At 52.8% G+C, this 18191-nt stretch carries 15 protein-coding genes; 14 read left to right on the top strand and 1 reads right to left on the bottom strand.

Going from position 1 to position 18191, the window contains the following annotated elements:
• Window positions 1–24 precede the first annotated feature (24 nt).
• Complete coding sequence (locus tag U8T64_RS05635) at window positions 25–255, bottom strand: hypothetical protein (protein WP_322181769.1); 231 nt, start codon at window positions 253–255, stop codon at window positions 25–27.
• Window positions 256–308: 53 nt separating this feature from the next.
• Here U8T64_RS05635 and U8T64_RS05630 point away from each other — a divergent pair, with 53 nt between their 5' ends.
• From U8T64_RS05630 to U8T64_RS05565, 14 genes are all read left to right on the top strand, one after another.
• Window positions 309–1622: a M18 family aminopeptidase gene (locus U8T64_RS05630; protein WP_322181767.1), complete on the top strand. Its 1314-nt coding sequence runs from the start codon at window positions 309–311 to the stop codon at window positions 1620–1622.
• Complete coding sequence (locus tag U8T64_RS05625) at window positions 1619–2416, top strand: alpha/beta fold hydrolase (protein ID WP_322181765.1); 798 nt, start codon at window positions 1619–1621, stop codon at window positions 2414–2416. Before U8T64_RS05630 ends, U8T64_RS05625 begins: the two co-directional genes overlap by 4 nt.
• 3 nt (window positions 2417–2419) lie before the next feature.
• A complete protein-coding gene (locus U8T64_RS05620; RefSeq protein ID WP_322181763.1) occupies window positions 2420–3676 on the top strand; it encodes a competence/damage-inducible protein A in 1257 nt (418 codons plus the stop codon).
• Window positions 3676–4662: a tRNA glutamyl-Q(34) synthetase GluQRS gene (gene gluQRS / locus U8T64_RS05615; protein WP_322181762.1), complete on the top strand. Its 987-nt coding sequence runs from the start codon at window positions 3676–3678 to the stop codon at window positions 4660–4662. The genes U8T64_RS05620 and gluQRS overlap by 1 nt, the downstream gene beginning before the upstream one ends.
• 1231 nt (window positions 4663–5893) lie before the next feature.
• Window positions 5894–6640 (top strand): SDR family NAD(P)-dependent oxidoreductase, encoded by a 747-nt coding sequence (locus U8T64_RS05610; RefSeq protein ID WP_322181760.1) that lies wholly within the window; start codon window positions 5894–5896, stop codon window positions 6638–6640.
• A gap of 410 nt (window positions 6641–7050) precedes the next feature.
• Window positions 7051–8604, top strand: a complete 1554-nt coding sequence (locus tag U8T64_RS05605) for an ABC transporter substrate-binding protein (protein ID WP_322181758.1) — start codon at window positions 7051–7053, stop codon at window positions 8602–8604.
• A 377-nt stretch (window positions 8605–8981) separates the two neighbouring features.
• A complete protein-coding gene (locus U8T64_RS05600) occupies window positions 8982–9923 on the top strand; it encodes an ABC transporter permease (protein WP_322181756.1) in 942 nt (313 codons plus the stop codon).
• 16 nt (window positions 9924–9939) lie between these two features.
• A complete protein-coding gene (locus U8T64_RS05595; protein WP_322181754.1) occupies window positions 9940–10767 on the top strand; it encodes an ABC transporter permease in 828 nt (275 codons plus the stop codon).
• Window positions 10760–11767: an ABC transporter ATP-binding protein gene (locus U8T64_RS05590; RefSeq protein ID WP_322181752.1), complete on the top strand. Its 1008-nt coding sequence runs from the start codon at window positions 10760–10762 to the stop codon at window positions 11765–11767. The genes U8T64_RS05595 and U8T64_RS05590 overlap by 8 nt, the downstream gene beginning before the upstream one ends.
• On the top strand, window positions 11755–12720 hold the full coding sequence (locus tag U8T64_RS05585; RefSeq protein ID WP_322181750.1) for an ABC transporter ATP-binding protein: 966 nt from the start codon (window positions 11755–11757) through the stop codon (window positions 12718–12720). Before U8T64_RS05590 ends, U8T64_RS05585 begins: the two co-directional genes overlap by 13 nt.
• A gap of 736 nt (window positions 12721–13456) precedes the next feature.
• The gene (locus U8T64_RS05580; protein WP_322181748.1) at window positions 13457–13843 is read left to right on the top strand and encodes a TnpV protein; all 387 of its coding nucleotides are present in this window, start codon (window positions 13457–13459) and stop codon (window positions 13841–13843) included.
• Between the two features lie 293 nt (window positions 13844–14136).
• Window positions 14137–15288: a three-Cys-motif partner protein TcmP gene (tcmP, locus tag U8T64_RS05575; RefSeq protein WP_322181746.1), complete on the top strand. Its 1152-nt coding sequence runs from the start codon at window positions 14137–14139 to the stop codon at window positions 15286–15288.
• Entirely contained in the window at window positions 15281–16057 is a 777-nt protein-coding gene (locus U8T64_RS05570; protein WP_322181745.1) for a radical SAM protein, read from the top strand. Before tcmP ends, U8T64_RS05570 begins: the two co-directional genes overlap by 8 nt.
• 10 nt (window positions 16058–16067) lie before the next feature.
• Window positions 16068–18191: a site-specific DNA-methyltransferase gene (locus U8T64_RS05565; protein WP_322181744.1), complete on the top strand. Its 2124-nt coding sequence runs from the start codon at window positions 16068–16070 to the stop codon at window positions 18189–18191.

Raw genomic sequence — 18191 nt, 5'->3', positions numbered from 1 at the left:
GAACTAGTTGTTAGCTGTTAGTTGTTAGTCGTTAGAGAAGAACAAGTATCCTCCTTTGTCATTCTGAGGAACAAAGTGACGAAGAATCTCGTCCTTAATTCCAGAGAAAAAGGACAAAGGACGAGATTCTTCACCGAGAAAGCAAGGCGCGCCTTGCTTTCTGTTCAGTAATGACAGACGGAAAGTAAGCGGTAGAGCGATAAATTCCAATTTATTAAATTTTGCCCTTGACCTTCCTAATCGCTCATTGCTCATTCCTCATTATTTCGCCTTCCCGCACGCCACTTTAAGAAAAAGGAGTTGTCAGCATGGAAAAACTGATCACGGAGCTATTTGATTTTATTGAGAGCAGCCCTACCGCCTTTCATACGGTGGAAACGACACGAAGGCTGCTGACCGGCGCAGGGTTTACCGAGCTCTCCGAAACAGAGCCCTGGAAGCTTTCCCCCGGAAAAGGATATTTTACCACGCGGAATATGAGCTCTGTTATTGCCTTTCACTTTCCCAAAAAGGATTTTCACGGCTTTTCCGTTGTTGCGCCCCATGGAGATTCTCCCTGCTTTAAGATAAAGGGCAGCCCGGAAATGAAGGTGGAGGAGCATTACGTGAAGCTGAACACCGAGGTATACGGCGGCATGGCCCTGAACCTGTGGACGGACCGCCCCCTTTCCGTGGCGGGGCGGCTGACCCTGCGCACGGAGAAGGGCGTAAAAGCCCTGCTGACCGACCTGAAGCGGGATCTGCTGTTGATTCCGGGCCTGGCCATTCACATGAACCGGGAGGCGAATTCCGGCTCGAAAATCGACCCCCAGAAGGATACCCTGCCGCTGCTGGGCGGCAGCGAGGCGGAGCTGCTTTCCCTGCTGGCGGAGCAGGCCGGAGTGGATAAAGAGGAGATCCTTTCCCATGATCTGTACCTGTACCACCGTGCAAGGGGTACCGTGTTCGGCGCGGCGGAGGAATTTATTGCCGCCCCCAAGCTGGACGACCTGGAATGTGTATTTTCCGCCGTTACCGCCTTTCTGCAAAGTGATAATCCGGAAAATTGCAGGATCTGCGCCATCTTTGACAATGAGGAAACCGGCAGCATGACCCGCCAGGGCGCGGGCGCCACCTTCCTTTCCGATGTGATCTCCCGTATCTGCAAGGCGGCGGGCAAGGACGAGGAGCAGCGGCAGCTGGCCATTCAAAACGGCATGCTGCTTTCGGCAGACAACGCCCATGCGGTGCACCCCAACTATCCCGAAAAGGCAGATCCCACCAGCCGGTGCTATCTGAATGAGGGGATCGTGATCAAGCACAGCTCGCATTATGCCACCGACGGCGTGACAGCGGGGCTTTTTCACCGGATCTGTGAAAGGGCGGAGGTGCCCACCCAGGAATTTTACAACCATTCCTCCAATCCCGGCGGCGGTACTCTGGGGCTGATCTCCGGCGCTCAGGTCGCCATTCCCACGGTGGATATCGGCCTGCCCCAGCTTGGTATGCATTCCCCCTATGAAACGGCGGGAAGAGCGGACGTGGCTCACATGGTAAATGCCATGACAGCATTTTTTAATACCGTTATCGCGGCGGGAGAAGACAACAGCTGGAGCTTAAATGGCAGAGGAGGCAGACAATGAAGGAGCTTATCGTCGAGAATTCTCCCATGGTATTTTATCAAAGCGGGAACGAGCATGGAGAGCCGGTGCTGTTTCTCCACGCCGCCTTTGCCGACCATACCATGTTCCGGGCGCAGGTCAAATATTTTGAGAAGGACTATCAGGTGCTGACGGCGGATCTTCTGGGCCACGGAAAATCTGTAAAGGCCCGAAAAGGGGACGGCATTGCGAAAACGGCGGACTGGATTGCCGAAGCCATGGATGCGGCGGGCATCGAAAAAATACATCTGGCCGGCGTTTCACTGGGCGCGGTGCTGGCGCAGGATTTCGCGAACCGGTATCCCGGCAGGGTGCGCTCCCTGGCCTGCTTCGGCGGATATGACATCAACCATTTTGACCCGGAGCTGCAGAAGGAGAACGGCGCGGCGCAGATGGGAATGATGCTGAAGGCTGTTTTTTCCATCAAATGGTTTGCCAAAGCCAACCGGAAGATATCCGCGGTTACTCCCCGGGCGCAGCGGGAGTTTTACGAGATGAATCTTCGGTTTCCCAAAAGCTCTTTCCGCTACCTCGCTTCCCTGGGGAGTCTGGTTAACCGGCAGCAGACAGAGCCCAGGGAGTACCCCCTGCTGATCGGCTGCGGGGAATTGGATATTCCCATGGAGCAAAAGGCGGTGGAGCAGTGGAAGCAAAGGGAACCGGACTGCGAGACGGTTCTTTTCAGCGGTGCGGGTCACCTTGTCAATTTGGATGCGCCTCAGGCGTTTCAGGAATCCTTGGAGCGCTTCTGGACTATGGAAAGAAAGCGGGGATAAGTGATGAACGCGGAAATTATTTCAGTGGGAACAGAGCTGCTTTTGGGGCAGGTGGTGAATACCGACGCCGCCATTGTGGCCCGGGAGCTTTCCGCCCTGGGCGTCAGCCTTCTGCATTCCTCCGTGGTGGGGGATAACCCCCAGCGGCTGCGGGAGGCGGTGGAAACAGCCATTTCCCGCAGTGATCTGCTGATCATGACCGGGGGCCTGGGGCCCACCACCGATGATCTTACCAAGGAGACCACGGCGGCAGCCGCCGGAAAAAAGCTGGCGCTTCACGAGGAAAGCCTCAGGCGGATCGAGAATTATTTCAACGAAAGCCATGTCAGCGAGAACCAGGCGAAGCAGGCCTGGCTGCCGGAGGGCTGCTTCGTGCTGCAAAACGACAACGGCACCGCCCCCGGCTGTGTTTTCACAGCGGAAAACGGCTGTATCGTCATCATGCTGCCCGGCCCGCCCTCCGAGCTGGAGCCCATGCTGAAGAACTATGCCGTCCCCTATTTGAAGCAGGGCCAGGAGGCGGTGATCGTTTCTCACAACGTCCACATTTACGGCAGGGGCGAGGCCCCGGTGGCCCAGCTGATGGACGATAAAATGAACGGGGAGAACCCCACCCTTGCCCCCTATGCCAAGGAGGGGGAATGCTTTCTGCGGGTGACCGCCAAGGCAAGGGACGAAAAAGCGGCGGACCAGCTGTGCGCCCCCTTGATCCAGGAGATCAAGTCCCGCCTGGGAGACTATGTGTACAGTGTGGATATCGAGTCCCTGGAGGAGCTGGTGGTAAAGCTCCTGAGGGAACAGGGAAAAACCCTTGCCACGGCGGAGTCCTGCACCGGCGGGCTGCTGGCGAAACGGATCACCGATATCCCCGGCTCCTCCGCTGTGTTCCACATGGGTTGCGTTACCTACGCAAATGAGGCAAAGGAAGCCCTGCTGTTTGTTCCTCATGAGGTTTTAGAGGCCTACGGAGCGGTCAGCGAGGAAACGGCCCGGGCCATGGCGGAGGGAATTGTAAAGCGCTCTGGCAGCGATTTGGGCATTGGGATTACCGGGATCGCCGGGCCGGACGGCGGTACGGCGGAAAAGCCCGTGGGGCTGATCTATATTGCGCTCAGCAACGGAAGCGATACCTGGGTGGCGAAGCGCGCTCCCATCGGACGGACGAAAAGCCGGGAGTGGCACCGCCACTGTGCCGCGTCTCAGGCGCTGGATATGGCCCGCCGGTATCTTTCCGGCCTGCCGGTGCTGCCGGAGAAATAATGGGCGGCGGGATCATTGGGCGGTTTGCCCCTTCTCCCAGCGGCAGGCTGCATCTTGGAAACCTTTTCTGCTCGCTTCTCGCCTGGCTTTCGGCAAAGGCCAAGGGCGGGGAAGTGGTTTTGCGCATTGAGGACCTGGACCGGGAGCGCAGCCGCCCGGAATACGCGGAGCAGCTGGAACAGGACCTTGCCTTTTTGGGGCTTACCTGGGACAGGGGCGGCGAAGCCGGAGGGCCGGAGTATTTTCAGGCAAACCGCACCGCTTATTATGAGGCCCTTCTGGCCTGTCTGAGGGAAAAGGGCCCGGTATATCCCTGCTTTTGTAGCAGGGCGGAGCTTCACGCCGCCAACGCCCCTCACGCCTCCGATGGGGAAGCGGTCTATTCCGGAAAATGCCGGGGACTTTCTGCGGCGGAAGCGGAGAGTCTTTCAAAAACCCGCTCTCCTGCCTTGCGGCTGCGGGTGCCGGAGGAAACTATTGTGTTTCAGGACGGGCATTACGGCCGGGTCTGCCAAGCTCTGGAACAAGACTGCGGCGATTTTATCCTTCGGCGCTCTGACGGTACCTTTGCCTATCAGCTGGCGGTGGTGGGAGACGACGCCGCCATGGGCATCACGGAGGTGGTGCGGGGCAGAGACCTTCTTTCCTCCACACCGAGGCAGATCTACCTTTACCGGCTCCTGGGCTTTCCAGTGCCGGAATTCTTTCACACCCCCCTGCTGCTGGGGCCGGACGGCCGCAGGCTTTCCAAGCGGGACCGGGCCGACAGCCTGGACGCCCTGCGGGAGCAGGGCCTTTCCGCAGAAGAGATCATCGGCCGCCTGGCCTTTCTGGCCGGACTCCTGGACAGGCCGGAGCCCGCCTCCCCCAAAGAGCTGATCCCCATTTTCTCTTGGGATAAGGTGCCGAAGGAGGACGTGAGATGGGAAATTAGGAATGAGAAATTAGGAATGAGGAATGAAAGGTCAGGGGCACAGGTGTTGTAACCAACACCAGCGTTGTAACCAACACAAGCGTTGTAACCAACGCTGGTAAATTGGAATTTAGCAAACAAGTTGTTAGTCGTTAGTAGTTAGTTGTTAGAAAGGGAAACGGCCCCTGTCTGTCATTCTGAACGAAGTGAAGAATCTCGCTCTTTAGCCCTTCATTTAGAGTATTAAGGACGAGATTCTTCGTCACTTCGTTCCTCAGAATGACAGTGGGGAACTGTTCGATAAATTGGAATTTAACTGACTAACGAATAGCACTAACCCCTTGCCTTTCTCGCCTGTTGGCTCGGTTGCTGTGCCCCGGTGGGGCACGCCCAGCAACGGTCTCACCTGTCGGTTCGGTCGGTGCAGAACAATGCGCCAAGAAAGCCATGGCTTTCTGCGCTTTGCACCCGAAGCGACAGCTGAGAACGGTTCGCACCAGCGGTCTCGCCTGTCGGCTCGGTTGCTGTGTGCCGGTGGCACACGTCCAGCAACGACCGAGTTGACAAACGAGAATGGGTCAGAGCGGTTGCTGTGCCCCAGTGGGGCACGTTCAGCAATGTCTGAAGCGACAGCTGAGTTCTCCACTGGAGACCTTCCCCCCACCGGGACGCGCTCACCCCTGAACAGGGGAAGAAGGTTGCTTTGCAACCTTCTGGGACCGCCGATAGGCGGTGGAGAGGTTCCAGATCGCTGAAAACCCGCATAAAACCTACCTTTTCTACCATGCAGTCGGAACCCCTCAGTCACGGCTACGCCGTGACAGCTTTCTCCGCTTCGCTCCGGTCGGTGCTGGTCTCCACCGGAGACCAGCACCCCTTTCAGGGGAGCCAAGAGTAGCTACTAAACTATCATTTAACAATTTCCTTCCGGTCGGGCCGGAAACTAACCGTCCATGCTCGGCGGGGACACGAGTGCCCGCGGCGCCTCGCCGCAAACTATCATTTAGCGTGTTAGTTGTTAGAAAGAGGAAAAGGCCTCTCTTTGTCATTCTGAACGAAGTGAAGAATCTCGTCCTTTGTTCTTTTCTCCTGGAAGGAAGGACGAGATTCTTCGTCGCCATACTCCTCAGAATGACAAAAGAGAGAACTCGTCCTTTTCTAACGACTAACAGCTAACAACTAATGCGGCACCCTTGCTTTGCCGTAATTTTTTCGCTGATTTTTTCATAACCACTGGATTTTTGAAAGGCTATATGTTATAATTTTAACAAAATATCGCCTGCGGGCGGATCGGAGGAATTTTTGTGCTGTTACAGGACAAGGTTGCTATCGTTACCGGGGGAAGCCGGGGGATCGGCTTTGCGATTGTCAAGGAGTATTTGAAAAACGGCGCTATTGTGGTGCTGTGCGGTTCCCGCCGGGAAACCGCTGAAAAGGCGGTACAGGAGCTGAAGGCCGAAAACGCTCAGTGGCGGGTGGAGGGTATTTGGCCCGATCTGACGGATTACGATTCCGTAAAGGCCGCTTTTGACAAGGTGGCGGAAAAGTACGGGCGCATTGATATTCTGGCGAATAACGCCGGCGTGTCCGCCTCTGAGCCCATTTCCGCCTACACGCCTGAAATGTTCCAGAAAACCATGGATCTGAATGTAAAGGCCGTGTTCAACTGCACCCGCGCGGTGGTGGACCAAATGACCGAACAGGGCAGCGGCTCCATCATCAATACCAGCAGCATGGTAAGTCTTTACGGTCAGCCCGCCGGGGTGGCTTATCCCACCAGCAAGTTTGCCGTAAACGGCATGACTCTTTCCCTGGCCCGTGAGCTTGGCCCCAAGGGGATTCGCGTCAACGCCGTTGCCCCCGGCATCACCAATACCGATATGATGAAGGCGGTACCGGAAAATATTATAAACGCCATGGTGGCCCAGGTTCCCCTGCGCCGGATCGGCGAGCCGGAGGAAGTGGCGAATGCCTTTGTATTCCTGGCAAGCGAGATGGCAAGCTATATTACCGGCGTGGTGCTGAGTGTGGACGGCCTGGCCCGTTCCTGAGAAAAAGCGAGAAAAAGGCGGGGGCGCTTCCAAGGAGGCGCTCCGCTTTTAGGTTACCCGGCGCTAAAATGAGATTTTACAAAAATTTACTTTTCTTTTTTGGGAAATCCGCTTATAATGAATGCTAAGCCATGTCTGCAAAGTCATATTGCCGGGCGGCGGAAAGTATTCCGAAAAAGCGCAAAGGGGAATTTGTGCTGTTCGGCTGGGAAATTTAGAACCTGTATTCATAACCGAAGATGCCGGAAGAGCGAGAAATTTTCGTGTTGCTCTAGGCAAATTTGGGCAGGCATACTGTCGTATGGCAAGCAAATTTAACGACGAGTAGCGCGAAAAAGTCCGCTCAGACGGCGTTTGCAGGTTGTGAATACAGGTTCTTATAAGATAGAGGAAGAAAGGAGCTTCAAACTATGAAAGCTTTTTTAAAAAAATTTTACCGTGCTCTCTGTGGCCTTTTAATCCTGGCGGTTGCGGTTTCTCTTGTGGGCTGCGCTTCCGATTCCGGAGAAAATTCTTCCGGAGTCCCGGCGGAGCCCAAGGTAGTGCGCATCAATACCACCGCGGACCCGGACAGCCTGGATCCCTGGCAGTCCGCCGCCTCGGATACAGAGGCTATTTTTCACAATGTGTTTGAGGGCCTTTGCCTGTATGACAGCGCCGGAAACATCATTCCGGGCCTGGCGGAAAGCTGGGAGATCAGCGAGGACGGCAAGACTTACACTTTCCATCTGCGGAAGGACGTGACCTTTCACAACGGAAAGAAATTCACCTCCGCCGATGTGCTGTACAGCTACAACCAGCTGACAGGGCTTTCCGGCGGAGAACCTCTCACCAAGAAGTTCAGCATGATCGAAAGCATAGAAGCGCCGGACGAAGCCACCTTTGTGGCGCATCTCAGCGCTCCCTCTGCGGCTTTTCTTTCTCTCACTGTGATGGCGGTGCTGCCGGAGGGCTATGAGGAACAGGCCGTAACTCCCGTGGGAACCGGCCCCTTCCGCTTTGTGGAATACACCCCTTCTCAGAGGATCGTATTGGAAAAGAACGAGGATTATTACGACAAAGGTGAGGGCGACGCTCCCGGCAGAATGGCTCAGGTGGACAGAGTGGAGGTCTATATCATGGACGATAGCGCCGCTGTGGTTTCCGCATTGCGCTCCGGTCAGTTGGATATCGCCGCCATTCTGGACGCGGAGGACGCCAAGGTGCTGGAGGGAGAATTCGATATTTACAATTCCCCGCAGAATATGGTGCAGAGCCTGTTTTTGAACCATGAGGTAGCGCCCTTTGACGATGCGCGGGTGCGCAAGGCCGTCAGCTATGCCGTAAACCGCCAGGAGATCGTGGACGGTGTGTTCGGCGGGTATGCCACTGCCCTTCCCAGCAATTTCAGCCCCGTGATGGCAGCCTACTACAACAGCGATTTGGAAGGGACCTATGAATACAACGTGGAACAGGCAAAGGCCCTTTTGAAGGAAGCAGGGCTTGAGAATGGATTTTTTATGACCATTACCGTGCCCGCCAATTACCAAAAGCATATCGATACCGCCCAGGTGATCGCCCAGCAGCTTTCCGCCGTAGGGATCGATGCCAAGATCGAGCTGATCGAGTGGGCCAGTTGGCTGGAGGACGTGTACAAGAACGCCAACTATCAGTCCACCATCGTGGGCCTCAGCGGCAAGCTGGATCCCGATTCTGTGCTGGGCCGCTACGAAAGCACCTACGCCAGCAACTTCTTCCACTTTGCCAATGAAGAATACGATGAATTGATCACCGCTGCCAGAGTGGAGCTGGATCAGGAAAAGCGGGCGGAGGAATACAAGCGCTGCCAGGAGATCCTCACGGAGGAAGCGGCAGCGGTCTACCTGACAGACCCCAACCTGATCGTTGCCTGCCGCAAGGACCTGAAGGGCTTCACCTTCTATCCTGTGACCTTCTATGATTTCAGCACACTGCGGTATGAGTAAGGGCAGCGTGCCGCTGCACCCACTCGTGAGGCTGCTTGGTGCAAACGGACAGTTTCCAGCCCGACCACAATCAGGCAGATAAATTGGAATTTAGCGGTTATCTACTCACCTCCCTCCTGTCATTCTGAACGAAGTGAAGAATCTCGTTCTTTTCCTTTTTGCCCTGGAATTAAGGACGAGATTCTTCGTCACTTCGTTCCTCAGAATGACAGTGGGGAACTGAGTGCCAAACTATAATTTACTAGTTACCTCCGGTTGGGTCAGAAATTGTTTTTCTGCACCAAGTGGGAACACGAGTGCCTGCAGCGCAGCTGCAAACTACAGTTTGTCGCTCTTATCCGGCATCCAGAATCAAATCTCTAAAAGGTGGTGCAAGCATGGCGTATTATGCCCGAAAAACAGCGGGGTTTCTTGTGACTCTGCTATTGGTTTCGCTTGTTACCTTCGCGGTGTTCCAGATCCTTCCCGGGGACCCTGCCACGGCCATTTTAGGCGTGGACGCGGACCCGGTGCAGGTCGAGCAGCTGCGCAAAGAGATCGGCGCCGATCAGCCTCTTCCCCAGCGGTTTCTCAGCTGGGCGGGCGGGGTGCTGCGGGGAGATCTGGGCACCTCCTATCAGTACCGGCAGCCGGTGGCAAAGCTGATTTCCGGCGGCCTTTCCGTCACTGTTTCACTGGCGGTGTTTTCTCTGATCCTGACAGCGCTGATCGGAATTCCAACGGGACTGTGGCTGGCCCGTCACGGGAAAAAGCTGTATGCCGCCCCTGTCACCTTTCTTTCTCAGCTGGGGCTTTCCGTACCGGCATTTTGCATGAGCATCGTCCTCATTGAAATTTTTTCCGTACAGCTGAGGTGGCTGCCCTCCCTGGGCTTTACGCCCTGGACGCAAAGCCCGGTCAAATGCCTGCAAAGCCTGCTGCTGCCCGCCATTGCCATTTCCTTTGGTTCCTCCGCCGTGCTGATCCGCTATGTGCGGGCCAGTGTTTCCCGGCAGGAGGGAGAGGATTATGTACGCACCGCCAAAAGCAAAGGGGCGGCCCCCGGCAGAGTCATGTGGGGCCATGTGCTGCGCAATTCCCTGATCCCGGTGCTCACCATTTTCGGCATGATCGTCACCGATGTGCTGGGGGGCAGCATTATCATTGAAAACGTGTTTTCCCTGCCCGGTATCGGCAGGCTGATCTCCACTTCTATCGCCACAAGGGATCTGCCCCTCATTCAAGGACTGGTGCTGTATTTGGCGGGGATCGTGGTGGTGTGCAATTTTGCAGTGGACCTGCTGTATTCGGTGATCGATCCCCGGATCCGGCTAAAGTGAAAAGGAGGGAGGGCCCTTGAGATTTTCAGAGCTGTGGAAGCGGTGCTGGCACAGAAAAAGCTTTGTGGCCGGGGCCTGCATGGTGGCCCTGATGCTTCTTTTGATGCTGGCGGGTTTTTTCTGGATGCCCTATGATCCCGACGCCATGGAGCTGACAAACAAATTGCAGTTTTTTTCAGCCGCCCACCCTTTGGGAACTGACCAGTTCGGGCGGGATATTTTAAGCAGAATGATGGAAGGCGCGCGCTATTCCTTTTTGATCGGCGCTCTGGCGGTGGCGGCCGGGTTTGTGACCGGCGGCCTGATCGGGATGCTCTCCGGCTATTACGGCGGCAGGCTGGACGAGCTTGTGATGAAGCTCATCGATGTGCAGATGGCCTTCCCCGGCGTGCTGCTTGCCTTAATGCTCATCGCCGTGTTTGGCGTGGGCCTGGGAAATATGGCCCTGGCCTTGGGGATCATGGCCATTCCCAGGTTTTCGAGGATCACCAGAAGCGGCTTTCTCAAATACCGGGAGGCGGAATTTGTAAAGGCCGCCAGAGTGCGGGGCGCGGGAGACGGCAGAATTCTGTTCCGGCATATCCTGCCCCATGTGGCGCCGGATCTGATCGTTACCTGTTCTCTGAGCTTTGCCGGGGCGGTCATGAGCGAAGCGGGGCTCAGCTATCTGGGCCTGGGCATTCAGCCCCCTACGCCAAGCTTCGGAAAAATGCTCAGCGAGGCTCAGGCCAGTATTCTTCAGGCGGGGTGGTATGTGCTGGTGCCCGCTGTTGCCATTACCCTGCTGGTCATGGGCTTTAACCTGATGGGAGACGGCTTGCAGGAGGTGATCGGCCATGACTAGAAAACCTCCGGTGCTTAGCAAGCCCCCTGTGCTTGCCGTGGAAAAGCTGACGGTGGAATTTCCGGCGGGGCGTTCCGCCGGTTACTGCCCTGCCGTGAAGGAAGTGAGTCTTCAGGTGGAGCCGGGAGAGCTGGTAGGGCTGGTGGGGGAATCCGGCTGCGGCAAAACCGTGACCGCCCTGACCATCGCCGGCCTGCAGCCGGAAAACGCCAGGCTCTCCCACGGGAAAATACGCTTTCAGGGAACGGAGCTTTTCAGCCTGAGCGAGGAACAGCGAAGCCGCCTTCGCGGGAAAGAGCTTTCCATGATCTTTCAGGAGCCCATGACTGCCCTGAACCCCCTGATGAAGGTGGGCAGTCAGATCGCGGAAGCCGCCCGGATCCATGGGGCTTCCCGGCAGGAGGCAAAGGAAAAGGCTCTTTCTATGATGGAGCAGGTGGGCCTGCCGGACGTCCGGCGGCTCTATGAGGAATATCCCCACCGGCTTTCCGGCGGCATGCGCCAGCGGGTGATGATCGCCATGGCTCTTTTGAACCGCCCGTCCCTGCTTCTTGCGGACGAGCCCACCACCGCTCTGGACGTGACGATCCAGGCCCAGATCCTGGAGCTGATCCGGCGCATGAACCGGGAAATGGGCACGGCGGTGCTGCTGATCTCTCACGACCTGGGCGTGATCCGGCGCATGTGCCGCCGGGTGTATATCCTGTATGCCGGGTGGGTGGTGGAAAGCGGCCCGGTAGAGCAGGTGCTTTCTCAGCCGATCCACCCCTATACCAAGGGGCTGGTGGCGTCTCTTCCCTCTCTTTCCAAGCGGGGGGAGAAGCTGCGCCCTATTCCCGGTACGGTTCCGCCCCTGGAGGAGCGAGGCGGGGAGGGCTGTCCCTTTTATAACCGCTGCGAAAGGAGAAGGCCCCAATGCCAAAAGGGCTCTTCCCCCAGGCTGGAGAAAAACGGGCGCATGGCGCTTTGCGTTGACGCGAAGGAGGAATGGGGCCTGTGAAGAAGGAAACCGGAATCCCCTTTTTACAGATCAAGGGGCTGACGAAGGAATTTCGGCAGGGGAAAAACCGTGTGGTGGCGGTATCTGACCTGAGCCTGGAAATAGAACGGGGCGAAATTTTCGGCCTGGTGGGGGAATCCGGCTGCGGAAAATCCACCCTGGGGCAAATGCTGGTGCATCTATTGGAGCCTACCTCCGGGGAGATCCTGCTGGAAGGGGAAGATGTGACCCGCCCTTCCAAAAAACGGTTTCGGGAGCTGTGCCGCCGCACGCAGATCGTCTTTCAGGACCCCTATTCCTCCATCGATACGGGAAAAACCATCGGGTGGCTTTTAGAGGAGCCGCTGAAGATCCACAAGCTGGGAAAAACCAAAGAGGAACGGCGAGAAAAGGCCCTTCACATGCTGAAGGCGGTGGGGCTGGAGGAGGGCTGCCTGGAGCGCTGGCCCGATGAGCTTTCCGGCGGACAGCGCCAGCGGGTGGCCATTGCCCTGGCCCTGATCCTGGAGCCGGATTTCGTGGTGTGCGACGAGCCTGTTTCCGCCTTGGACGTTTCCGTGCAGGCCCAGGTTTTGAACCTGCTGTCGGAGCTGCGGGAAGCCTTTGGGCTTACGTATCTGTTCATCTCTCACGACCTGCATGTGGTTTCCTATTTGTCCGACCGCATCGGCGTTATGTACCTGGGAAACCTGGTGGAGCTGGGGGAAAGCGGCGCCCTTTCCCGCCGCCCCCTGCACCCTTATACCCAGGCCCTGTTTTCCGCGGCCCTGGCCGCGGAAGGCGAAGGGGAGCAGGCGCTTCTTTCCGGAGATCCCCCCAGCCCGGCAAACCCACCCTCTGGCTGCCCCTTTCATACCCGCTGCCCGGAGTGCATGGAGCGCTGCAAAACGGAAAAGCCCGCCCTTCGGGAAATTGAGCCGGGAAGATTCTGCGCATGCCATGCCAGATACTAGATGCTGGATTCTAGATGTTAGATGGAGAAGGAAACTTAGAGGTTAGTTGTTTAGAAAGGACTTCGGATTTTGGAAAGAGATTCTGAAACCTTTGGGGATCCAGAAAATACCGAAAACCTGGGTTATAATTAAAAAGCGTTGAAAGAATTAAAAATGATTATGAACTGATTTAAAAATGAATTGCTTTTTGAAAATTTTTATGCTATGCTGTCTTTGGTGCTACCGATAAACGGCAAGCGGTTAGTTCCCCCTGCTTTTTCAAGGGGGCGCTTCTTAGTCCCCTGATCTTATGAAAGGGGGGGCTGTCAAATGGTTACATATTCCGATCTCATTCAGACGGGTATTTTGATCGTTGGCATTATTGCCCTGTTCCTTCAGGCCAATAAAAAGAAGTAACCGCCCCATAGCTTCCCGGCTCAGGCGGTTACTTCTTAACCAAATGTAGGGGTGCTAACCGTTTGTCCGGTAGCATCCTTGCTTTTATATTCAGTATAGTTCAATTCCGCCAAAATGTCAACTTGCTTTTTACCGCGAACTGAAACGCATTAGTAACAAAAAAGCGGGAATCCCTGAAAAACGAAGAGTCCCGCCTTTCGCGTATTTATGATATGCCACCCTCTCATAAAGAATGACACTACACGCAGGACATGGCATCCCTGTTACCTCCGACAAAGCTGTTTTGTGCCGAATGCCATATTAACGGTAGCGGCTACCAAAAATGACGGAGGGTAACACAATGAGTGAATTGAAACCGAGAATCCATGATGAAGTAAACGGACTTGATTATGTCCTTGCTGTGGATTACTACATCCCGGCTATCGAACTGCCGTGGGTCGATGACCGCCCCATCGGAAAGTGGGGACGGATGCACCGGGCTTACTTGGAAAAAACAAATCCGCTTCTGCTCAACCACCTGATTTTGATGGGCAAACTGCACTCCTACCTTGCCGACCTCAATGAGCAGGCGCAGAATCGTTGCCAGCTTATCGTCAAGCAGATGGCCGCTACCGAGGGCGTGACCGAGGACTTGAAGCGGCGGTCGCAGTGGGAGTGGATCAAAGCTATGAACAGTATTGTCGGCCGAGCCGAGGAAATCATCAGGAGTGAGATAATCAACGCCTAACTGCTTCAAAGCCTCGGCAAATGCGCCAGTAGGAGACTGTGAACACCATGAGGAAACTTGTTATAAGGCAAGTCTCCTCATGGTGTTTTATTCGTTACAAATGAGCAGAATATCCGAAAACACGAGAAAAATTGCCGGGGACTCTGGAAATTGGTCGTGTTATGTGGTATAGTAGATTATGGAATTGTTTAACTACTCAAGCGCAAGTAAGTGCCTCTACCCGATTGCTGTTGAACAACATAGCGAATTTGATTTTGATAATATGAAATCAAAGGAAGATTGTGAGGGATTTTATGGCAAGCAGTAACAATAGTAAAATAATAAGCAAGGCAAGTCCTCACACCATCATGAAATTCAAACTGGTAGAGGAGTACATAAAAGCATGGGCGCAAAAACTGATGCTGAATAGCTCTTGTTATGGATTGGTGTTTATCGACTGTATGTGTAATAGTGGTGTTTACACATATAACGGCGAAACTGTCGAAGGGACACCAGTTCGGGCCGCTAAGGCCCTTCTTGACGTTGCCCACACCTATCCTCAGAAACAAGTTCAGATATATTTGAACGATAATTCCCAAGAGAAAGTGGACGAACTAAAAAAGCATCTTCCCGTTGACGAAGGAAATTTCAAAATCATTGTAACAGCTAAAGACCGGGATGAACTTTTAGAAACGATAGGCCCTCAGCTGTATGGCCGTCAGCATCTGCACTATTTTCTGTTTTATGATCCGTATGATGCGTCTATCAACTGGCCTGTGCTTATCCCGTTTTTGAGGAATTGGGGCGAGGTCATGATTAACCACATGGTTTCGGATACAATACGGGCAATCACGCAGGTAAGGCGGGAAGCTACAAAGGAAAAATACGCAAATACCTATCTTACTGACTTTGAGAAATTAATTCCATTTGGCAGCGAGAAAAAGGCATACGAAGAACGAGTGGAAGAAATCATACAAGTGCTAAAAGGACAACGCAGGTATTTTGTGGGGGCATTTCCATTCTACAATACGCAAAATTCTCAACTGTACAGCTTAATTCATTGCACCAGCAATATCGAAGGTTTCAAGCTATACAAACAGGTAGCATGGAAAACGTTTGGAGGGAAGTCATCAACGAAAGATACACATGGTGATCAACTCCAATTAACTTTTGATTTTAATAACGATGGTTTCTTTGCTCCGGCAACAGATGAGTCGTGCTTTTTTGTGACAGATATTGCCAAGTATCTTCAAAAATCATTTGTGGGACAGTCAAATGTGCCGCTTGATTCATTATGGCGTCTATTGGATTATCATCCTATTTTTCCCTCTGAAGGGTTCAGGAAAGAAATTCGAGACGAATTGAAAAACACATATGGAGCGACATTTAGCCAAATCATAAATCCAACAACAGGGAAAAAGCAAACCGTCGTTTCATTCTTGAAAGGAAACATGGTCTATGAGTGAGGTGGCTGGTTACATAGGAAGAAAGACCATGCTCTATAAAACTGGAGTTGAGTATGGAGACTATACAATGAATTTTGTGCTGGGCTGTTCGCATGGTTGCCTGTTTCCTTGCTACGCCTTTTTACAGAAAAAGCGTTTTGGGCAAATAAAGGATTATGCAGACTGGTGCAGTCCGAGGCTTGTGTCGAATACGCTGGAACTTCTTGACAACGAAATTCCGAGATTAAAGGGAAAGATTGTGTCCGTACAACTGTGTTTCACAACTGACCCTTTCATGTATGGATACCAAGAGATTGCGGACATGGCAATCGCATCAATCAAAAAGCTGAATGCTGCCGGAATTAAATGCACAGTCCTAACAAAAGGAATCCTTCCCATATTGCTGGCCGAGTTCTCAGGCAAAAATGAGTATGGCATAACACTTATCTCATTGGATGAAGAATATCGAAAGAAAATGGAACCAGGTGCAGCACCCTATAAAGATCGATTGGAAGCATTGAAAGCACTGCATGATGCTGGATGTAAGACGTGGATAAGTATGGAGCCATATCCAACTCCAAATATGGCGGAGCAAGATTTGCATGAGTTGCTGGAGGCCGTGAGTTTCGTTGACCGTATCATTTTTGGACGAACAAATTACAATAAGACCGCAAGCTCCTATGAGGGACACAGGGCCTTTTATAACAAATGTGCAGCGGAGGTCATTTCCTTCTGTGAGGAACATGGCATTCAGTATCACATAAAGGAAAAGACGATAACAGAAGAATGAGGTGCAAGCGATGGCACTTTTACAGGATTTAATCCGGCAGATAGATGACCCGGTACTCCGTGAGCGGATTCTGCAAGAAACTGATAAACTAATCGAGCAGAAAAAGTTCGGCCTTGTGTTTGAGGAACATCTGCCGGAATGTACTCCGCTTTATAATATGCCGATTCAAGTTGGTTCCAAGGTTGCACTGAAAACCGGGTATGTCAGCGACATCTACACGGTTCTGCATATTGATGGTGAAAGTGCGATCTGTGACCGCAGAGAAACGCATGAGCAGAGAACATTCAGGCTTGACGAGATTGTAGTTGTTGCGGAATTTGGTGAGCCAATTTACCCGACACTTACGCCGATTGATACGGTCGAGAATGCGCCGGACAGCAATCTGTGGCACACGCTGATTGAGGCGGATAATTACCACGCCCTTCAGTTACTGGAATATCTCTATGCTGGAAAAGTGGACTGCATCTACATTGATCCGCCCTATAATGGCCGTCAGAAAGACTGGAAATATAACAATGACTATGTTGATCCGGGGGATCAGTATCAGCATAGTAAATGGCTTTCTATGATGAAGAAACGCCTCTATTTGGCGAAAAAACTGCTAAATCCGAAGGACTCGGTTTTAATTGTTACCATTGATGAAAAAGAATATCTGCATCTTGGCTGCCTGCTGGAGGAAATATTTTCGGACGCCAGAATTCAGATGATTTCTGCAATGACGAATAAAAAGGGGTCTACAAGGCCGGGGCAGTTTTCCAGGGCGGGGGAATATTTCTTTTACATTTTCATGGGAAATCACTCAATTGAACAAGTTAATGACAATATGTTATTGTCTAAAGATGAAGATGACGAATCAGAGCAGACTATAACAATATGGAATAGCTTGCTCCGTCGAGGTACGGCAGCACTTCGTTCTGACAGACCAAATTTGTTTTATCCCATTTATGTAGATAAGGAAACTCATAGGATTTTGTATGTTGGAGATTCACTTGCTTTGGAAGAAAACCGCAACAATATTCCTTGGCCATCAACACTTCCTGACAGTGCCGTTATCTGCTGGCCGTTGAGAAAAAATAATGTCGAGGGGCGGTGGCAAGTAGGACAAGATACATTAAGAAAGCGAATGGCGGAACATCGTGTTAAGGCCGGCCAATTTAACGCGACTACTCAGCAATGTAGTATTGTCATGTTGAAAGACAAACAGATGGAACAGATTGAAGATGGCCTTTTAGAAATTATCGGAATAGATGACTCGGAAGCTTATATGGTGAGGCAAAAAACTGGAGATTTTGACTCGGCTCAAAATCCTCGAACAATATGGGTACGGGATAGACACGATGCAAGTGTTTATGGCTCTACAATGTTACGAAATATTATTGGTGGTCAAAAATTCACTTTTCCAAAGTCGCTTTATGCCGTACATGATTGTATAAATTTCTCATTGAAAGGCAAGCCTCACGCTCTTATCCTTGACTTCTTTTCTGGCTCTGGTACAACGCTCCATGCGGTCAATCTTCTCAATGCTGAAGACGATGGACATCGCCGTTGTATTATGGTCACAAATAATGAGGTCTCAGCAGATGAAGCAACGACTCTAACCGCACAAGGCTACCAACCTGGGGATGAAGAATGGGAGAAACTCGGCATTGCGCGATATGTGAACTGGCCGCGCACAGTGTGCAGCATTGAAGGGCACGATATAAACGGTAACCCGTTGAAGGGCAATTATATTGGTAGCGACATTCCCATGGCAGACGGGTTCAAGGCCAATGCCGCCTTTTTTAAGCTCAGTTTTCTTGATAAGACATCTGTTGTGCTCGGAAAACAGTTTGCGGAGTTACTGCCTGTCCTCTGGATGAAGGGCGGAGCAATCGGAAGATGCCCGGCTTTGAATACAGAGGAACTGCCGCCTATGTTGCTCATGCCAGAAAACAAAATGGCGGTTCTGATTGATGAAACTTACTATTCTGAGTTTGATGATGAGATTCGCAAGCACTTGGAAATTCAAACGGTATTCATTGTGACGGATTCGGAGACGGCCTACCGTGAGATGATTCGTAACTATGACGGGAAGGACTGCTATCAGCTTTACAGGGATTATTTGGACAATTTCCGCATTAACACGGGGAGATAA

It is taken from the genome of Neglectibacter caecimuris (assembly GCF_034335015.1).
GTDB classification, from domain to species: domain Bacteria; phylum Bacillota; class Clostridia; order Oscillospirales; family Acutalibacteraceae; genus Acutalibacter; species Acutalibacter caecimuris_A.
This window is presented reverse-complemented; position numbering and strand designations above follow the sequence as displayed.